This window comes from Streptomyces sp. NPDC002795 (genome assembly GCF_042888725.1).
In the GTDB taxonomy this organism is placed as follows: Bacteria; Actinomycetota; Actinomycetes; order Streptomycetales; family Streptomycetaceae; genus Streptomyces.
Map to the genome: position 1 here is coordinate 337,327 of NZ_JBIAQB010000009.1, position 18,445 is coordinate 355,771.

Consider the following 18,445-nt stretch of genomic DNA (forward strand, 5'->3'; position numbering starts at 1 on the left):
TAATCCAAGACCTGCCGCCCCTTTGTCCATGGGCTCCGCCGCCCGCCCGGCGCATCGTGATCGACACGCCAAGCCGCCGTGAGAAGGAGTGCGCCGTGCCCGAGCAGCCCCAAGGCCAGCCGTCGGAGAACCCGGAGAGCTCGGAGGGCCGGGAGACGGCGGCGCCGGGACCCAGCCGCAGAGCCCTCGTCGCCGCCGGCGCGGTCGGCGGAGCAGGCGCCGCGCTCGGCCTCGGCCTGACCGGAACGGCCCGCGCCGCGACCGCCGCCGCAGGCATCGCCGTCATCCGCTCCCGGGGCCTCGACGTCCGCGTCAGTACCGCCTTCCCCCTCGTCGTCTCCTACACCGACCGCGCCACCGGCGCCGTCCTGCACGCACAGCCCGACCCGGTCACCACGCTCCTGGTCGACGGCGCAGAGCACACCCCGAAGGTGACGTGCACACCCGCCGCCGACCGCGCCGACTACCGCCTCACCCTCACCGGCGGCACCACCATCGACATCCGTATCGCCGTCGAAGGCCACCAGGTCGACTGGCGCGTCACGAACATCAACGACACGGCACAGCTGCGCGTCGGCACCCTCCAGATCCCCGGCCTCGCCCTGCTGTCCGCCCGCAGCGACCAGCCCGGCGCCGCCCTGCTGGCCGCCACCGTGCAGATCGACAAGGCCAAGAGCGGCGACACCCTCGTCACCCCGACCAGCGAAAGCCCCGCCCAGGCGCCCACCGGATGCGCCTACGCCGTCGTCGCCCACGACCGGCTCGGCGGCGCGATCGAGACCAACACCAGCTACGACAAACCCGACGGCGCCGCCGGAACCACCTGGGAGAACGGCCGCCTGTGGCGCGAGACCGTGCGCCGCGAAGGCCACACCGCCGCCCGCCTCGCCCCCGGCCAGTGGACACACCGCGCCGCCACCGCCCCCGTCGACGCCACCGAACCCCTCCCGTACGCGACGGTCGTCGTCACCGGCGACCGCAACGGCGACGGCAAGGTCGACTGGCAGGACGCCGCCATCGCCTTCCGCGACATCGCCCACAACCCGCGCGGCGCCGACGAACAGCACCTGCGCGTCGTCCCGCACATCCCGTTCAACTTCGCCTCACAGGCCACCAACCCGTTCCTCGCGACCCTCGACAACGTCAAACGGATCCACCTGGCCACCGACGGCCTGCGCCAGTACACCCTCCTCAAGGGCTACCAGTCCGAGGGCCACGACTCCGCGCACCCCGACTACGCCGGGAACTACAACACGCGCGCGGGTGGCCTCGACGACCTCAACACCCTGGTCCGCGAAGGCAAGAAGTGGAACAGCGACTTCAGCGTCCACGTCAACGCCACCGAGTCCTACCCCGTCGCCAACGCCTTCTCCGAGACACTCGTCGACAAGAGCAACGAACAGTGGGACTGGCTCGACCAGAGCTACCGCATCGACCAGCGCCGCGACCTCGTCTCCGGCGACATCATCAAGCGCTTCGCCGACCTGCGCCGCGACACCGACGACGGCCTCAACACCCTCTACATCGACGTGTTCCGCGAGTCCGGCTGGACCTCCGACCGCCTCCAGCGCACCTTCCGCGACCAGGGCTGGAACATCACCTCCGAATGGGGCCACGGCTTCGAACGCTCCGCCCTGTGGTCCCACTGGGCCACCGAGACCGACTACGGCCCCGACACCTCCCGCGGCATCAACTCGAAACTGATCCGCTTCATCCGCCACCACCAGAAGGACGTCTTCGCCGACAAGTGGCCCACCCTCCTCGGCGTCGCCCGCATGGGCAACTTCGAAGGCTGGGTCGGCAAGACCGACTGGACCTCCTTCTACCGCCTCATCTGGACCCACTCGCTGCCCGCCAAGTACCTCCAGGCACAGCCCGTCAAAAGCTGGGGCGAGCACGAGATCACCTTCCTCGGCGCCACAAGAACGAGCGTCACCGACGCCTCCGGCGCCCGCCGCATCACCACCGACGGCCGCCTCGTCTACGACGCCGGCACCTACCTGCTGCCCTGGGAACCACGCAAGGCCACCGACCCGGCGAAGCTGTACCACTACAACCCGCAGGGCGGCACCACCAGTTGGCGACTCCCGCGCGCGTGGGAGAGCAGAAGCAAGGTGGCCCTGTACCGGCTCACCGACCAGGGCCGCGTCTTCGACTCGTACGTCGCCGTGTCCGGCGGCAAGGTGACCCTGAAGGCCGACGCCGACCGGCCCTACGTCCTCTACCGGACCCGCACCGACCTCGACCGCGACCCCGCCTGGGGCCAGGGCACCCCACTGCACGACCCCGGCTTCAACTCCGGCTCCCTGAAGGGCTGGACGGTCACAGGACCCGCCTCCGTCGAACGCAGCGAACTCGGCGACCACGAACTCGTCATCGCCCCCGGCGCCGCCGCCACCGTCTCCCAGCGCCTGAGCAGGCTCGCCCCCGGCAGCTACGCCGCGTCCGTACAGGTCGAGGTCGGCGCCAAGGCGGGGGAGCGCCGCACGGCCACCCTGGAGGTACGCACCCTCGACGGAGTGGCCGCCACGAACCGCACCGACACCTCCACCGCAGGCAACTACGTGGCCGCCGACCGCAAGCACGGCACCCGCTTCCAGCGGATGACCACGTACTTCACCGTCCCGGACGGCGGCGGCCCCGTCACCCTCGCCCTGCGCGCCGCGGCCGGAGCGGCGCGGATCCGCTTCGACAACGTACGCGTCGTGAAGGCGCCCGCACCGAACCTGCCTGCCGGAACCGTGGCCCACGAGGACTTCGAACATGTCCCCCAGGGCTGGGGCCCCTTCGTCAAGGGCGACGCGGGAGGCTCCACCGACCCCCGCACCCACATCGCCCAGCGCCACGCGCCGTACACCCAGCGCGGCTGGAACGGCAAGGCGATCGACGACGTCGTCGACGGCACCCAGTCCCTCAAGTCACGCGGCGAGAACACCGGCCTCGTCTACCGCACCGTCCCGCACACGGCCCGCTTCGAGCCCCGCAAGCGCTACAAGGTCTCCTTCCGCTACGAGAACGAGAAGGCCGGCCAGTACGCCTGGATCACCGCGACCGACAGCCCGCAGACCAAGGAACTGACACGTAAGGAACTGCCCGTCGCCACCGAACCCACCACACTCACCTACGAGTTCACCGCCCCGGACACGGGGGAGGCCTGGGTGGGGCTGCGCAAGACGGGCGAGGACGGCACCGCCGAGTTCACCCTGGACGCCTTCGAGATCACCGAGATCGCCTAGGGCCTGTTTGGATCAGGCCGGGCTCGCGGGGTCTGGCACGCACGCTCGCGGCGTTGTCGTCGGTCGAGCAGGGGAGACCCCATTCCCCGCTCCCTGATCCGGCCTGATCCAAACGACAGGCCCTCGCCGCTCCATGCGGGCCCGGGGCGTCGTCCCCGGGCCCGCCCGCGTCACCGCAGCACAACCCGCGGCTCCCCGGCCCGATCGAGCTCCAGAACCCACACCTCGTTCCCGCCCTCACGCAGGACGGGACCCGGCACGTACAAGGCGTCCTGCGGACCCGCCGACCAGTAGCGGCCCAGACAGAACCCGTTCACCCACACGAAGCCCCGCCCCCAGCCCGGCAGTTCGAGCGCCGCGTCCCCCGCCCCGAACACCTCGAAGGACCCCCGGTACAAGCCCCGCTCCTCACCCTCCACCGCAGCCGACGGCAGTGCGGCCACCCCACAAGCCGTGAAGGCGTCCAGGCGCAGCCCCCGCGCCCGCACCCCGTGCAGGAACTGCCGCTCGTGCAACAGCCCGCCCGTGACCCCCTTCGGCTCACCCGTGCGCGGCCCGTAGTTGACCCGCCCCAAGGACTCCACCCACAGCTCCACGCGCGCGTGCCCCGCCACCGGCTCGGCCAGGCCCGGCTCCTCCTCCGTGAGCACCCCGGCCCGCTCCCCGTCGACGTACACGAGCGCCAGATCCCGCAGCCCGCGCGCCCGCAGCGGATACGGCTGCCGAGGCCCCGGCACCGTCACCGCGTACCGCACCAGGCCACGGTCCACGTCAAGGTCCTCGAACGACGGCGGCACCGCGTACTCCGCCTCGGGGCCGCCCAGCGCCTCCAGCACCCCGCCCAGGGCCGTGAACGCCGTCAGCCGGGCCGCGACCGGGCCCGCGAGGGCCGCCGGCTGCCGCGGCACCTCCGGCAGCGGCCCCTCCACATACGCGGCGAGCACCTCCCGGAACAGCCAGAACTTCTCCGTAGGACGGCCGAACTCATCGATCGGAGCGTCGTAGTCGTACGACGTGACATCCGGCTCCAGCGGCCCCTCGTGCAGCGCGCCACCACCCCGGTTCGCGCCCGCCCAGCCCCCGAAACTCGTCCCGCCGTGCGCCATGTACAGGTTCACCGACGCCCCGCACTCCAGGATCTCCCGCAACGCGTCCGCCGCCTCCCGCGGATCCCGCACGACGTGCTTCGCACCCCAGTGGTCGAACCAGCCGCACCAGAACTCCATGCACATCAAAGGCCCACCAGGACGGTGCCTACGTAGCGACGCGAACGCCTCACGCGCGCGTGACCCGAAGTTCACCGTCGCAAGGACCCCCGGAACCGACCCCCCACTCAGCATGTGGTCCTCGGGGCCGTCCGACGTGAACAGCGGAACCGTCACCCCGAGCCCCACAAGAAGGTCGGCGACAGCCCGCAGATAACGCCGGTCCGAGCCGTAACTGCCGTACTCGTTCTCCACCTGCACCATCAGCACAGGACCACCCCGGTCGACCTGCCGCTCCACGACCTGCGGCAACAACACACCGAACCAGCGCTCCACCGACGCCATGAACTCCACATCACTGGTACGCGCGCGTGCCCCCAGCCGACCCGTCACCCAGTGCGGAAGCCCCCCGTTCTCCCACTCCGCGCAGATGTAGGGCCCCGGCCGCACGATCACCCACAGCCCCTCCCGCTGGGCCGCATCAAGGAAGCGGCCCACCGCCGCCACGTCGTGCACCTCACCGGAGCGCGGCTCGTGCAGATTCCACGGCACGTACGTCTCCACACAGTTCAGGCCCATCGCCCGCAGCATCCGCAGCCGGTGCCCCCACTGCTCCTCGTGCACCCGGAAGTAGTGCAAGGCCCCCGACAGCAGCCGCACCGGCCGCCCGTCCACCTCGAAGCCGTCCTCGCCCACCCGGAAAACCGTCATCACGTGCTCCTCATCGCCCGATGGGCGCAGCACCCACCGGCGGCCACCCTCACCTCTGGCGGCAGACGGGGTCCATGGACAAAGATCGGCCGATGTTGGACGGGGACGCCGCACGCACCACCACGGGAGGGGACAATTGCCCACGTACCACACCTGGATGCGGTACTTCACACCCAGCCCGGCCCACCACCGCCTCGGCCTCGTCTGCCTCGGCGTCGGACTCCAGCACGGGCCACTGCCCACCGTCGGCCCCCGCACCCTCGACCACCACGTCGCCGTCGTCATCACCGCGGGCAACGGCTGGTACCAGGACACCGGAGGACCCCGCCGCACCGTCACCGCCCCCGCCCTCATCTGGCTCACCCCCGGTCGCCCCCACCACTACGGAGCCGACCCCGAAACCGGCTGGGACGAGTGCTTCGTCGACTTCACAGGGCCCGCCACCACCACGTACACCGAACTCGGCTACATCGAACCCGACCGCCCCGTCGTCCCCCTCTCCGAAGCCGCCCAGGCCCGCGCCGCCGTCGGCCGCATCGCCCGCGCGGCCCGCCGCGGCAATCCGTTGCTGGAGGTCGAGACCGGCGCCGCCGTCCACGAACTCCTCGTCGCCCTGCGCCGCGCCCGCGCCGACCTCGCCCCCGACGGCGACCCCGTCCTGACGGCCCTCGCCCGCGACGCCTTCCAGCCCCTGTCCGTCGCCGCACACGCCGCCCGCCACGGCATGACCCCCGCCGAACTGCGCACCGCCGTACGCCGCGGCGCCGGATGCAGCCCCAAGGACTACCTCCTCGGCATCCGCCTCGGCCGCGCCAAAGAACTCCTCGCCGCCACCGAACTCCCCGTCGCCGCCGTCGCCCGCCGCGTCGGCTACGACGACCCCGCCTACTTCTCCCGCCTCTTCACCCGCCGCGTCGGCACCGCACCCGTCCGCTTCCGCGAACAACAGGGCCGCGCCGTACCCGGCGGCTGGTCCGACAAGATCCCCGACCCCGACGACCCGCCCATGCTCCACGTAGGGTGATCCGTCATGACCACCAGCAAGCCGAACGACAAGCCGGCAGCCGACCCGGCCGTGCGCGCCGAGCTCGCCCGCCTGCGCGACAGCATCGACAACATCGACGCCGCCGTCGTCCACATGCTCGCCGAGCGCTTCAAATGCACCCAGCAGGTCGGCCACCTCAAGGCCCAGCACGAGCTGCCCCCGGCGGACCCGGCCCGCGAATCCCGCCAGATCGAGCGCCTGCGCCAACTCGCCGAGAACGCCAAGCTCGACCCCGCCTTCGCCGAGAAGTTCCTCAACTTCATCATCAGCGAAGTCATCCGCCACCACGAACAAATCGCCGCCCAATCGAGCCCCTCCGGCGATTGAGGAGCGGGGTCCGGGGCAGAGCCCCGAGACCGCAACCCCGGCAGGCCGCCACAAGATCCACCCTGTCCCGATGTCAGTGGCATGCGGCAGCATTACCGCATGCCCGTACTGACGCGCAGCGAAGCGCAAAGCCGAGCCCGGCTCATCGACGTCCAGCGGTACACCGTCGACCTCGACCTCACCGTCGGGGACGACACCTTCGACTCCCGCACCGTGATCCGGTTCACCGCGTGCACCACAGGTGACACCTTCGTCGAGCTCAAGCCGGCCGAACTGCGCTCCGCCACCCTCGACGGGCAGCCCCTCGACCCCACCTCCCTCGCCGACAACCGGCTCCCGCTCACCGCCCTCACCGAAGGCGCCCACGAGCTGCGCATCGACACCTCCATGCGCTACTCGCACACCGGCGAGGGCATGCACCGCTTCACCGACCCCACCGACGGCGAGACATACCTCTACGCCCAACTGGCCATGGCCGACTGCCCACGCGTCTTCGCCGCCTTCGACCAGCCCGACCTCAAGGCCACCTTCGACCTCACCGTCACCGCCCCCGAAGGCTGGACCGTCCTCGCCAACGGCGTCACCGAACACCTGGGGGAGGGCCGCTGGCAGGCCACCACGACCCCACTGCTCTCCACCTACCTGGTCACCGTCGCCGCCGGCCCCTGGCACTCCATCCGCACCGAACACCGCGGCCTCCCCTTCGGCCTGCACTGCCGCCGCTCACTCGCGCCCCACCTCGACGTCGACGCCGAAGAGATCCTCGACATCACGCGCGCGTGCTTCGACCGCTACCACGAGAAGTTCGAAGAGCCCTACCCCTTCGACTCCTACGACCAGGCGTTCGTCCCCGAGTTCAACTGGGGAGCCATGGAGAACCCCGGACTCGTCACCTTCCGCGACGAGTTCGTCTACCGCTCCGCCGTCACCGACACCGAGCGGCAGACCCGCGCCATGGTCATCGCCCACGAGATGGCCCACATGTGGTTCGGCGACCTCGTCACCCTCCAATGGTGGGACGACATCTGGCTGAACGAGTCGTTCGCCGAGTACATGGGCTACCAGACCCTCACCGAGGCCACGCGCTACACCGACACCTGGATCGACTTCGCAGTCGCCCGCAAATCCTGGGGATACGACGCCGACCAGCGCCCCTCCACCCACCCCGTCGCCCCCGAATCCGTACCCGACACGGCCTCCGCACTCCTCAACTTCGACGGGATCTCCTACGCCAAGGGCGCCTCCGCGCTCCGCCAGCTGGTGGCCTGGCTCGGCGAGAAGGACTTCCTCGCCGGCATCAACACCCACTTCAAGCGCCACAAGTTCGCCAACGCCACCCTCGCCGACTTCATCGAATCCCTCGCCACCGGCACCGAACGCGACGTACACGCCTGGGCCGACACCTGGCTGCGCACCACCGGCGTCGACACCCTCACCGCCACCGTCACCACCGACGACACGGCATGGCACCTCGACCTGGACCACACCGGCAGCCCGGGCGAGTGGAGCGGCCCCGACCCGGCCAAGGACCGCGACGGACTCAGGCACCTGTCCACGCTCACCTCCTCGCCCGCCAAGCGCCCGCACCACATCACCATCGGCCTCTACGACACCGCCCCCGGCGCCCCCCACCGACTGACCCTGCGCCAACGCCTGGAAGTCGACCTCAAGACGACCGGCGGCAGCGCGATCTCCTCCCACGGACCCCGCCCCGCCCTCATCGTCCTCAACGACGGCGACCTCACCTACGCCAAGGTCCGCCTCGACCCCGACTCCCAGGCCGTCGCCCTGAGCCACCTCTCCGGCATCCCCGACGCCCTCACCCGCGCCGTCCTGTGGAACACACTGCGCGACATGGTCCGCGACGGCGCACTCGCACCCGGCACCTACCTGGAGACCGTCGCCGCCCACCTCCCCGACGAGCGCGACCTCGCCCTCGTCCAGGGCGTCCTCACCTTCGCCCACACCCAGGTCGCCGACCGGTACACCGACCCCGCCGACCGGCCCGAGGCCCTCGACCTCATCACCGCCCTGTGCGAAGACCTCGTCCGCCGCACCGAGGACGGCAGCCACCCAGGGCTCCGCCTCACCGCCGTACGCCACCTCATCGACGCCGCCCAGCACGCCGACGTCATCCGCGACTGGTACGACTCCGGGGCCGTCCCCGGCGGACCCGAACTCGACCCCGAACTGCGCTGGCGCATCCTCGGCCGGCTCAGCGTCCTCGGCGCCGTCGACGAAGCCGTCATCGAGGCCGAACTCGCCCACGACCCCAGCGCCACCGGACAAGAAGGCGCCGCCCGCTGCCGCGCCGCACTGCCCGACCCGCAGACCAAGGCCGAGGCGTGGTCCGCCATGTTCACCACGGACCCCGCCCACGACCTGTCCAACTACCTCTTCACCGCCACCGCCCAGGGCTTCTGGCAACCCGAACAGGCCGACCTGCTGCGCGGCTACGTCCCCCGCTACTTCACCGACGCCACCGCGCTCGCCACCCGCCGCGGCCCCGCGATCGCAGAGGCGGCGGGCCGCCACGCGTTCCCCCTCTACGCCATCGACGCGGACACGCTCCGCGTGGGCGACCAGCACGTGACGGCCGCGCCCCCCGCCCTGCGCCGCAAACTCACCGACCAACTCGACGACCTACGCCGAGCGTTGCGGGTACGCGAGGCGTAGGGCCGGAACGGCACCCTCCGGGACGAGCCGCGGCGCCGGGGGCCGGGGGGGCTTGTTGTGCTGGTTACCGGGGGCCGGGGCTACTGCGGGGGCGGCCCCTGGGGCGCCGGTCCAGGTTCTGCCGGGGCGACACTTGGGGCGTCGGCCGACCGTGGTGTTGCCGGGGTCGGCGCCTGCGGTGCCGGGCGTCCGGCGCCGGGTGCGCCGGTATGGCTTCCCCCGCCCATCTCCCACCCACCCGGACCCGCCGGGGGGCGTCGGCCGACCGTGGTGTTGCCGGGGTCGGCGCCTGCGGTGCCGGGTGCCCGGCACCGGACGCGCCGGTATGGCTTCCGCCGCCCATCTCCCACCCACCGGCCCCCTCCAGGGGCGTCGGTCGACCGTGGCGGCGGGCGTGCCTCGTGGTTGACCCCCGAGGCAATCGGCACGCGGCACCGCACGCCGCCCCGGACAGTGGCAGACGCCCCAATCAAGCCCGTCCGGCGTTTGAGGACGAGCCCGAAGGGCAACGGGGGTCCGGGGGCGCAGCCCCCAGGGGCCAACCCCGGTGCGGACCGCAGGAACCGGGACCGAACAGCCCGGCGCCCACCCGGGCAACACCCACCTTCCCCGCCCCGGAGGGGCTTAGCACAGCGGGCCCCCACCCCACCCTCACCCATACCACTTTCGGGTCAGCTTCACCGGTCCGGCGGACGCATCAGCAGGCAAAAGGCAAAGCTGGTGCATCACGTACGCCAACCACGCAAAGGACCCGTATGCGCAGCACGCCGCCCCTCGCCGGAGGTACCCAAGGCCCCGACGCCCTGCGGCCGTTGCTCGCCACCGTCCTCGATGCTCTGCGTAAGGGCGCCGCCCACCGAGGCGGCCCACTCCCGGCGGGCGGCCCCGAGGCCGTAACGGCACAACTCCGCCACGACGTAGGGGAGTTGCTGCCCACCCACGGCACAGGCTCCGAAGAAGCGCTCCGCACCCTCGTCACCGCCCTCGCCGAAGGCGCGGCCGACCCCGCCGACCCCTTGTGCGCCGCCCACCTGCACTGCCCACCGCTCGCCGTCGCCACCGCCGCCGACCTCGCCGCGAGTGCGCTCAACCCCTCCATGGACTCCTGGGACCAGGCCCCCGCCGCCTCCGCCCTGGAAGCCCTCGTCACCACCACCCTCGCCCACGAGATCTACGGCACAAGCCCCCACCCCCCAGACGCCGCGGCCTCCCACCCCCAGGCAACAGCCCCCGCCGCCCCAACCCCCCTGGCTCACGAGTCCTCCGGCACAAGCCCCCTCCCCACAGCCCCCGCGGCCTCCCGCACCCGCCCCCCAGACTCCGCGGCCTCCCACCCCCAGGCAACAGCCCCCGCCACCCCAACCCCCCTGGCGCACGAGTCCTCCGGCACAAGCCCCCACCCCACAGCCCCCGCGGCCTCCCACACCCGCCCCCCAGACGCCGCGGCCTCCCACTCCCAGGCAACAGCCCCCGCTGCCCCAACCCCCCTGGCCCACGAGGCCTCCGGCACAAGCCCCCACCCCACAGCCCCCGCCACCCCATCCACCCCCACCCCCACCCCCGACGCCCTCATCACCACCGGCGGTACCGAAGCCAACCAACTCGCCGTCCTCCTCGCCCGCGAGGCCGCCCCGCCCGGCGAACCCGTCCACCTCCTCGTCGGTGAGAACGCGCACCACAGCCTCACCCGCGCCGCCTGGCTCCTCGGACTGCCCGAACCCCTCACCGTGCCCGCCCCCGCCGGCACCCTCGACCCGGCCGCACTCGACGAAGCGCTCACCGCGCTCCCGGGGCCCAAACTCGTCGCCGCCACCGCAGGCACCACCGACGCCGGACTCATCGACCCGCTCCCCGAAATCGCCGACATCTGCGAGCGGCACGGCGCCCGCCTCCACATCGACGCCGCCTACGGGGGCGGCGCCCTCTTCAGCCCCCGCGAAGCCCCCAAACTGCACGGCCTCGCCCGCGCCCACACCGTCGCCCTCGACCTGCACAAACTCGGCTGGCAACCCGTCGCCGCCGGCATCCTCGCCGTACGCGACACCACCGAAACAGACGCCCTCGGCCACCAGGCCGACTACCTCAACGCCGACGACGACACCGAAGCCGGACTCCCCGACCTCCTCGGCCGCTCCCTGCGCACCACCCGCCGCCCCGACGTCCTCAAAACGGCCGTCACCTTCAAAGCCCTCGGCCGCACCGGACTCGCCGCCCTCGTCGACGACGTCACCGCGCTCGCCCACCACCTGGCACAACTCATCGACGCGCACCCGCACTTCGAGCTCTACGACACCCCCACCCTCACCACCGTCCTCTTCCGCCCCACCGGCGCCACCGACGACACGATCGCCACCATCCGCCGCACCCTGCTCGCCGAAGGCCGCGCCGTCCTCGGCCGCGCCCGCATGGACGGAAAGCTCTACCTCAAAGCCACCCTGCTCAACCCGCACGCCACCCCCGAAGACCTCGCCGCCCTCCTGGAACTGGTGGAAGGACACACCCCCCGATGAAAGCCGAGTCAGCCGAGTCAGCCGAGTCAGTCGGGCCCACCCCCAACCGCGCCACACCACCCACCGAAGCACCCCGCGACCTCGTCGGCATCGGCATCGGCCCCTTCAACCTCTCCCTCGCCGCCCTCGCCCACCCCCTCACCGAACTCGACACCGCCTTCTACGAACAACGCCCCGCCTTCCACTGGCACCCCGGCCTGCTCATCGAAGGCGCAACACTGCAAGTCCCCTTCCTCGCCGACCTGGTGACCCTCGCCGACCCCACCAGCCACTGGACCTTCCTCAACTACCTCAAAACCCGCGAGCGCCTCTTCCCCTTCTACTTCGCCGAACGCTTCCACATCCAGCGCGCCGAATACGACGCCTACTGCCGCTGGGTCAGCGAAAACCTCCCCGGACTCCACTTCTCCCACCAGGTCGACGCCGTCCGCTGGAACACCGAACGCGCCCTCTTCGAAGTCGACTTCACCCAACTAGACGCCGAAGGCGAAGCCGAAGCCCTCGGCCGCACCTACACCAAGAACGTCGCCATCGGCGTCGGCACCGCCCCCTACATCCCCGAACCCCTCAAACCCCTCGCCGAAGCACCCACCGTCCCCGTCGTGCACTCCGCCGACTACCTCACCCACCGCGAACGCCTGCTCGCCGCCGAACACATCACCGTCATCGGCAGCGGCCAATCCGGCGCCGAAATCTTCCTCGACCTCCTCCGCGCCCGCCCCGCAGGCCGCGAAAAAATCACCTGGCTCGCCCGCAGCGAAGCATTCGCCCCCATGGAGTACAGCAAACTCGGCCTCGAACACTTCACCCCCGACTACAGCCACTACTTCCACCACCTGCCCGAAGCCGAGCGCGACCGCCTCGTCCCCGCCCAATGGCAACTCCACAAAGGCATCGACGCCGACACCATCGCCGCCATCCACGAAGAGCTCTACCAACGCACACTGAACGGCGGCTGGCCCGACGCCACCCTCACCCCCGGCGTCAGCATCCGCACCGCAGGACGCGTCGCCACCACCAAAGTCGAACTCCACCTCGAACACCGCCAACAGGGCACCCGCACCCGCCTCACCACCGACGCCGTCGTCCTCGCCACCGGCTACAAGGAACGCCCCCTCAGCGGCATGCTCACCGGACTCGACCCCTACCTGCGCCGCGACCACTCCGAACGCCCCCGCATCGACGACCGGTTCCGCCTCGTCCTCGACGACCGCGTCCAAGGCTCCGTCTACGTCCAGAACGCCGAACGCCACACCCACGGCGTCGGCGCCCCCGACCTCGGACTCGCCGCCTGGCGCAGCGCCACCATCCTCAACACCCTCACCGGCAAAGACCCCTACCCACAGCCCCGGCGCACCGCCTTCACCACCTTCGGCCTCACCGGACACGAACACCGCGCCCCCCTGCCAGGACAGCAGACAACAGAGCGCGGCACCATGGTCAAACTCCAGGACTGACCCGGCCAACAGGCCAACTCACCGCGCGAACACCGGCGTCCCGTCCCGCGTCAACCTCCAGTCCACCGACGCGAAATCGGCCGAGTCGAGGACGCCCTTCGCCGTCACCCACTCCGCGATCCGCGTCCGGATCTCCGTCGACTCCGACCACAGCTCCTTCGCCGACCCCACATGCGGGAACGCGCCACCACCGTTCGCCCGATAGTTGTTCACCGCGAACACGAACTCCGCCGCGTCATCCAGATCCTTCCCCTCGAACCTCACGTTCTTGACCCGCGAACCCGCCGCCTGCGCGATATCGATGTCGTACGTCAACCCCGACACATAGTCGTAGTTGTAGTCCGGCCGATTACCCGCATTCGTCAGCTTGTCCACATCGACAACCGCACCCGCCGCCGTCTGCACGAAATACTCCGCCGAATACTCCAGATACGCCCGCACCTGCGCACCCGTCATCGCCTTCGCCACCAACGTGTTGTCGTACACATACAAACTCGACAGATCCCGGATCGTCACATCACCGGCCGGAATCTCCGACGTACGCGAGAACGGCGACGCCTGCGAAAGCACCGGCAGCGACGCGTACTCCGTCGACGCCAACGCCTTCGTCACCACATCCGCCTGCACCTTATTGATCAAATCAATGATCGGCGCATCCTTGTAGCGCGCATCAACCGTCGTCAGCGCCTGCTTCGCCGTCCCCACGACCTGATTGACATACGCCACCACCACCTCGTGCTGCTCCCCGAGCAGCTTCGAGATCGCCGGGTCGTCCGCCACCGCATTCGTGTTCCGCAGCGACGCCTTCACCGACTCGACGACCCAACGCCCCTTCTCCCAGACGAGATCGAAGTCGAACAACGTCAACCGCTCCGCATAACAGAGCGGTTCCGACAGGACGACCGACTTCCCCGTCTTCTCGTTCGTCACCAACTGCTGCTCGATCTCGACGTGCGCGTGCCCCACCAGAATCGCGTCGACCCCCGGCACCCGCTTCGCGACATTCGCCGCCGCGTTCTCCACGTACGGCACCTGATCCCCGTACGAAGACTGCCCCGAGGCCCCCGAATGCGCCGACACGATCACCACATCCGCGCCCATCGACCGCAGCTTCGGCACCCACTTCGCCGCCTGTTCCTCAAGCCCCGGAAACTTCAACACGCCCTGCACATACGCCTTGTCCCAGATCGCGATCCCCGGATTCGTCAGACCCAGGACCGCCACCTTCACATCCTTGCCGTGCGGAGTACGCAGCCGCTTCATGAAGTACGGCGGAAACGCCGGCCGCTCCGTCTTCGCGTCCACCGCATTCGCACCCAGCAGCGGAAACTCACACTGCGACTCGAACTTCCTGAGCGTCTCGATGCCGTAGTTGAACTCGTGATTGCCGAGCGCCACCGCGTCGTACCCGATCGCGTTCATCGCCCGCGCCATCGGATGCACCGGACCACCGTCCGCCGTGATCGGATCGACCTTCGCGTAGTAGTACGTCAACGGCGTGCCCTGAATCGTGTCCCCGGCATCGATGAGCAGAGTGTTCCTCCGGCCCTTCTCCTCGCGCACCTGGTCCACCAGCGTCGACACCCGCGCCAGACCCTGCGCGTTGCCCGCAGCGTCCGCGTAGTCGGCGTTCTTGAAGTAGTCCCAGTTGAAGACATGACCGTGCAGGTCCGTCGTCCCCATCACGGTGAACGCGTACCGCTTCCCCGGCCTCTTCCGCTTCGCCGCCGACGCGGACGCGGACGCGGAAGGCGCGACCACGGCACCGGTCACGGCCACCCCGGCACCCGTGGCAGCCGACCTGGCGAGAAACGATCTACGGTCCAACGACATCGAGGTCTCCTCGTCTACGAGTACGCCAAAGCGACGCGCGTAGATTCTTGCTCACCAACCCCAACTCGCAACAGCCTCAAGAGGTTTCGTTTCGATGATGACAAGGTGGGCCCATGGCCAACGACCACCACACCGCCACCCCCGAAGCCCCACGCATCGCCGTCCGCGGAGAAGCCCACATCGAAGCCGAACCCGAACTCGCCCGCATCGGCATCACCGTCGCCGCCCGCGGCACCGACCGCCGCACCGCCCTCGAAGACCTCACCCGCCGCAACACCCACGTACTCGACCTCATCAAGAGCTACGGAGACGCCATCGACAAAACCGCCACCGGCGCCCTCTCCATCACCCCCGAACTCACCAAACGCGGCCGCGGCGAACGCATCCGCACCTACCACGGCCGCGTCCACATCACCGCCGACCTCACCGACTTCACCGCACTCGGCGAACTCACCACCCGCCTCGCCGACCTCGACCTCACCACCGTCGAAGGCCCCTGGTGGTCCCTGTGCCCCACCTCACCCGTACACGCCCAAGCCCGACAACAAGCCGTCCGCGAAGCCGTCCAACGCGCCCGCGAATACGCCGAAGCCCTCGGCACCACCCTCGCCGCACTCATCGAAATCGCCGACATCGGCGCCGACGAGACGACCATGGCGGACCACGCCATGCCCCGCGGCATGATGCGCACAGCCGCCTACGCCGGCGCCGACCCCGAACCCGCCCCCGCACTCGACCTCGAACCCCAACGCCAACGCGTTCGAGCCCAGGTCAACGCCCGCTTTACGATGCACCCACCGACACTCTGACCAACCCTCTGACCGCTCATCAGAGCGCAGCGCCGCCCACATTCAAGGCTTGTCAATAGCCCTTCACCTAAAGGTTGTTGAGTAGTCATGACCGGCCAATTCCCTACCCGCCGGTAAGGTCTAGGCTCGAAAACATGCGCCGAGCAAAGATCGTCTGCACCCTGGGCCCCGCCACCGACTCGTACGAGCAGATCAAAGCACTCGTCGAAGCCGGAATGGACGTAGCCCGCTTCAACCTCAGCCACGGCACCTACGCCGAACACGAGGAGCGCTACCAGCACGTACGAAAGGCCTCCGACGAAACCGGCCGCAGCGTCGGAATCCTCGCCGACCTTCAAGGCCCGAAGATCCGACTCGGCCGATTCAGCGAAGGACCCGTACTACTCGAACGCGGCGACGAGTTCACCATCACCGTCGAAAACGGCATCCAAGGCGACCGCCAAACCTGCGGCACCACCTACGACGGCCTCGCCCAAGACGTCACCACCGGCGAACGCATCCTCGTCGACGACGGCAAAGTCACCCTCGAAGTCACCGACGTCGACGGACCCCGCGTCCGCACCCTCGTCATCGAAGGCGGCATGGTCTCCGACCACAAAGGCCTCAACCTCCCCGGAGTCGCCGTCTCCGTCCCCGCCCTCTCCGACAAGGACGAAGCCGACCTCCGCTGGGCCCTGCGCACCGGAGCCGACGTCATCGCCCTCTCCTTCGTCCGCAGCGGCCGCGACATCGAAGACGTCCACCGCATCATGCGCGAAGAAGGCCGCCACCTCCCCGTCATCGCCAAGGTCGAAAAGCCCCAGGCCGTCGACAACATCGACGACATCGTCGCCGCATTCGACGGCATCATGGTCGCCCGCGGCGACCTCGGCGTCGAAATGCCCCTCGAACAAGTCCCCATCGTCCAAAAGCGCGCCATCAAACTCGCCAAGCGCAACGCGAAGCCGGTCATCGTCGCCACCCAAATGCTCGACTCGATGATCGACAACTCCCGCCCCACACGCGCCGAAGCGAGCGACGTCGCCAACGCCGTCATCGACGGCACCGACGCCGTCATGCTTTCCGGTGAAACCAGCGTCGGCAAATACGCCATCGAAACGGTCAAGGTCATGGGCCGCATCGTCGAAGCGGCAGAAGAAGACATCCTCGCCAAGGGCCTCCCGCCGCTCACCGAACGCAACAAGCCCCGCACCCAAGGCGGCGCCGTCGCCCGCGCCGCAGCCGAAATGGGCGACTTCCTCGGCGCCAAATTCCTCGTCGCCTTCACCCAGTCCGGCGACACCGTCCGCCGCCTCTCCCGCTACCGCTCCCCGATCCCGCTCCTCGCCTTCACCCCGGACCTCGCGACGCGCTCGCAGCTCAACCTCACGTGGGGCGTGGAGACGTTCCTGGGACCGCACGTCGACTCCACCGACGCGATGGTCGCCCAGGTGGACGAACAACTCCTGAAGATCGGCCGCTGCGAGAAGGGCGACATCGTCGTCATCACGGCGGGCTCCCCTCCCGGGGTGGCCGGCTCCACGAACCTGGTCCGCATCCACCACATCGGCGAGGACGACAGTCCCAAGTAGGGGTTGCGGGTCAGTATTTGGGGCCGATGTGGGCGTCCATGAAGACCACCGATCCCTTTCGGGCGACCGAGATGGTGACCGCGGACCGGCTCTGATTGAGCGTCTTCCACTCGATCCCGAGTTGGTCGAGGGTGTCGGTGTAGAGCTGGATGATGTCGGTGGACGTGTTGGTGAAGAAGTACCGCGGGTACTCGTATCGCTTGGTCTCTCCACCGATGATCCGGGTCGTCCAGTTCGTGACCCGGCACCCGTCGGAGTGGACGAGCCCCCGGACGAACTCCCACGGGTGGCTGTCGACGATCTCCTGCTGCCAGGCCTCCAGTTCGATCGTTCGCTCGTGCTTCTTGCCAGGCCCGTGCTGAGGGAAGTGGCAGGGCCAGTGTTGGCTGTAGCCGACGACTGAGACGTAACCGACGGCCTGGACACGGGAGCACTTGCCGCTCGGGTTGATGGAACGCATGGCGGTGGCGCACAGCTCGATGAGGCCGGGATAGACGTTGGCACAGGCGATCCGGAGAAAGTAGCCGGAGCGCATCCCCGGACTGATGCAGCCATCGCCGAGGTAGAGCCCCAAGAGGTAGCTGTACGCCGCCGCATCGGCCGGGAAGCCGGGCGCAGGTCTGCAGCGGACGCAGGGCCTGGCCTGGGGCTGCATGCGGGGTAGCGGTTCGATACGTGTCTGCCAAGCACGGATCGCAGCTCTGGAGACGCCGGTCTCCTTGCTCACCGAGTTCATGCTGCGCCCCTGTGCCACCAGCGCCAGCGCTCGCTTGCGTGTACCCATGTCGTACATGTGGTCACTCTGCGTGCTCGCACTGTGCGACGCGCAGCAAAAAGCGGATGTTCACGAGAACGTGAGCATCCGCTTTCGGTTGGTAACCTTCGAATCGAAGGAAAAGTGCCCCGGGTCGGACTCGAACCGACACTGTATGGGTTTTGAATCCATTGCCTGCTGCCAATTGGGCTACCGGGGCCCGCAGAATCGAAGGTTAACTGCGACCCGCTGCGCGACCACCATATCGCAGCTAGGTAGGCTCTTGTAAGCAGTACCCCCCGCCCTGCCTC

General features: G+C 69.6%; 11 protein-coding genes and 1 tRNA gene. 8 read left to right on the plus strand and 4 right to left on the minus strand.

Annotated features, from left to right (window positions below; genetic code table 11):
* Positions 1 to 95: 95 nt before the first annotated feature.
* Positions 96 to 3,236, plus strand: coding sequence for an endo-alpha-N-acetylgalactosaminidase family protein (locus ACFYWS_RS27775; protein ID WP_389280905.1), 3,141 nt, complete (start codon positions 96 to 98; stop codon positions 3,234 to 3,236).
* 170 nt (positions 3,237 to 3,406) lie between these two features.
* Here ACFYWS_RS27775 and ACFYWS_RS27780 read toward each other — a convergent pair whose 3' ends face one another.
* Positions 3,407 to 5,152: a beta-galactosidase family protein gene (locus ACFYWS_RS27780; protein ID WP_389280907.1), complete on the minus strand. Its 1,746-nt coding sequence runs from the start codon at positions 5,150 to 5,152 to the stop codon at positions 3,407 to 3,409.
* Positions 5,153 to 5,309: 157 nt separating this feature from the next.
* Here ACFYWS_RS27780 and ACFYWS_RS27785 point away from each other — a divergent pair, with 157 nt between their 5' ends.
* The 5 genes from ACFYWS_RS27785 (at position 5,310) to ACFYWS_RS27805 (ending at position 13,167) form a co-directional block, all read left to right on the plus strand.
* A complete protein-coding gene (locus ACFYWS_RS27785) occupies positions 5,310 to 6,176 on the plus strand; it encodes a helix-turn-helix domain-containing protein (protein ID WP_389281064.1) in 867 nt (288 codons plus the stop codon).
* Positions 6,177 to 6,182: 6 nt separating this feature from the next.
* Positions 6,183 to 6,524, plus strand: a complete 342-nt coding sequence (locus ACFYWS_RS27790; RefSeq protein WP_389280909.1) for a chorismate mutase — start codon at positions 6,183 to 6,185, stop codon at positions 6,522 to 6,524.
* A 99-nt stretch (positions 6,525 to 6,623) separates the two neighbouring features.
* Positions 6,624 to 9,200 (plus strand): aminopeptidase N, encoded by a 2,577-nt coding sequence (gene pepN / locus ACFYWS_RS27795; protein WP_389280910.1) that lies wholly within the window; start codon positions 6,624 to 6,626, stop codon positions 9,198 to 9,200.
* Positions 9,201 to 10,369: 1,169 nt separating this feature from the next.
* Positions 10,370 to 11,710, plus strand: a complete 1,341-nt coding sequence (locus tag ACFYWS_RS27800; RefSeq protein WP_389281066.1) for an aminotransferase class V-fold PLP-dependent enzyme — start codon at positions 10,370 to 10,372, stop codon at positions 11,708 to 11,710.
* Complete coding sequence (locus ACFYWS_RS27805; protein ID WP_389280912.1) at positions 11,707 to 13,167, plus strand: lysine N(6)-hydroxylase/L-ornithine N(5)-oxygenase family protein; 1,461 nt, start codon at positions 11,707 to 11,709, stop codon at positions 13,165 to 13,167. The genes ACFYWS_RS27800 and ACFYWS_RS27805 overlap by 4 nt, the downstream gene beginning before the upstream one ends.
* An 18-nt stretch (positions 13,168 to 13,185) precedes the next feature.
* Here ACFYWS_RS27805 and ACFYWS_RS27810 read toward each other — a convergent pair whose 3' ends face one another.
* Positions 13,186 to 15,000 (minus strand): bifunctional metallophosphatase/5'-nucleotidase, encoded by a 1,815-nt coding sequence (locus ACFYWS_RS27810; protein ID WP_389280913.1) that lies wholly within the window; start codon positions 14,998 to 15,000, stop codon positions 13,186 to 13,188.
* A gap of 113 nt (positions 15,001 to 15,113) precedes the next feature.
* Here ACFYWS_RS27810 and ACFYWS_RS27815 point away from each other — a divergent pair, with 113 nt between their 5' ends.
* Both ACFYWS_RS27815 and pyk read left to right on the plus strand, forming a co-directional pair.
* Positions 15,114 to 15,809 (plus strand): SIMPL domain-containing protein, encoded by a 696-nt coding sequence (locus ACFYWS_RS27815; protein WP_389280915.1) that lies wholly within the window; start codon positions 15,114 to 15,116, stop codon positions 15,807 to 15,809.
* Between the two features lie 134 nt (positions 15,810 to 15,943).
* A complete protein-coding gene (pyk, locus tag ACFYWS_RS27820) occupies positions 15,944 to 17,380 on the plus strand; it encodes a pyruvate kinase (RefSeq protein ID WP_389280917.1) in 1,437 nt (478 codons plus the stop codon).
* Positions 17,381 to 17,390: 10 nt separating this feature from the next.
* Here the strand turns inward: pyk and ACFYWS_RS27825 are convergent, their stop codons facing one another.
* Complete coding sequence (locus tag ACFYWS_RS27825) at positions 17,391 to 18,173, minus strand: transcriptional regulator (protein WP_389280919.1); 783 nt, start codon at positions 18,171 to 18,173, stop codon at positions 17,391 to 17,393.
* A gap of 106 nt (positions 18,174 to 18,279) precedes the next feature.
* A tRNA-Leu gene (locus ACFYWS_RS27830) sits at positions 18,280 to 18,354 on the minus strand.
* Positions 18,355 to 18,445 lie beyond the last annotated feature (91 nt).

Excerpts from the sequence above, each read along its gene's own strand:
- pyk (WP_389280917.1), top strand. The coding sequence starts at position 15,944 with ATGCGCCGAGCAAAGATCGTCTGCACCCTGGGCCCCGCCACCGACTCG.
- ACFYWS_RS27780 (WP_389280907.1), bottom strand. The coding sequence starts at position 5,152 with ATGACGGTTTTCCGGGTGGGCGAGGACGGCTTCGAGGTGGACGGGCGG.
- pepN (WP_389280910.1), top strand. The coding sequence starts at position 6,624 with ATGCCCGTACTGACGCGCAGCGAAGCGCAAAGCCGAGCCCGGCTCATC.
- ACFYWS_RS27805 (WP_389280912.1), top strand. The coding sequence starts at position 11,707 with ATGAAAGCCGAGTCAGCCGAGTCAGCCGAGTCAGTCGGGCCCACCCCC.
- ACFYWS_RS27815 (WP_389280915.1), top strand. The coding sequence starts at position 15,114 with ATGGCCAACGACCACCACACCGCCACCCCCGAAGCCCCACGCATCGCC.
- ACFYWS_RS27810 (WP_389280913.1), bottom strand. The coding sequence starts at position 15,000 with ATGTCGTTGGACCGTAGATCGTTTCTCGCCAGGTCGGCTGCCACGGGT.
- ACFYWS_RS27785 (WP_389281064.1), top strand. The coding sequence starts at position 5,310 with ATGCGGTACTTCACACCCAGCCCGGCCCACCACCGCCTCGGCCTCGTC.
- ACFYWS_RS27825 (WP_389280919.1), bottom strand. The coding sequence starts at position 18,173 with ATGTACGACATGGGTACACGCAAGCGAGCGCTGGCGCTGGTGGCACAG.
- ACFYWS_RS27790 (WP_389280909.1), top strand. The coding sequence starts at position 6,183 with ATGACCACCAGCAAGCCGAACGACAAGCCGGCAGCCGACCCGGCCGTG.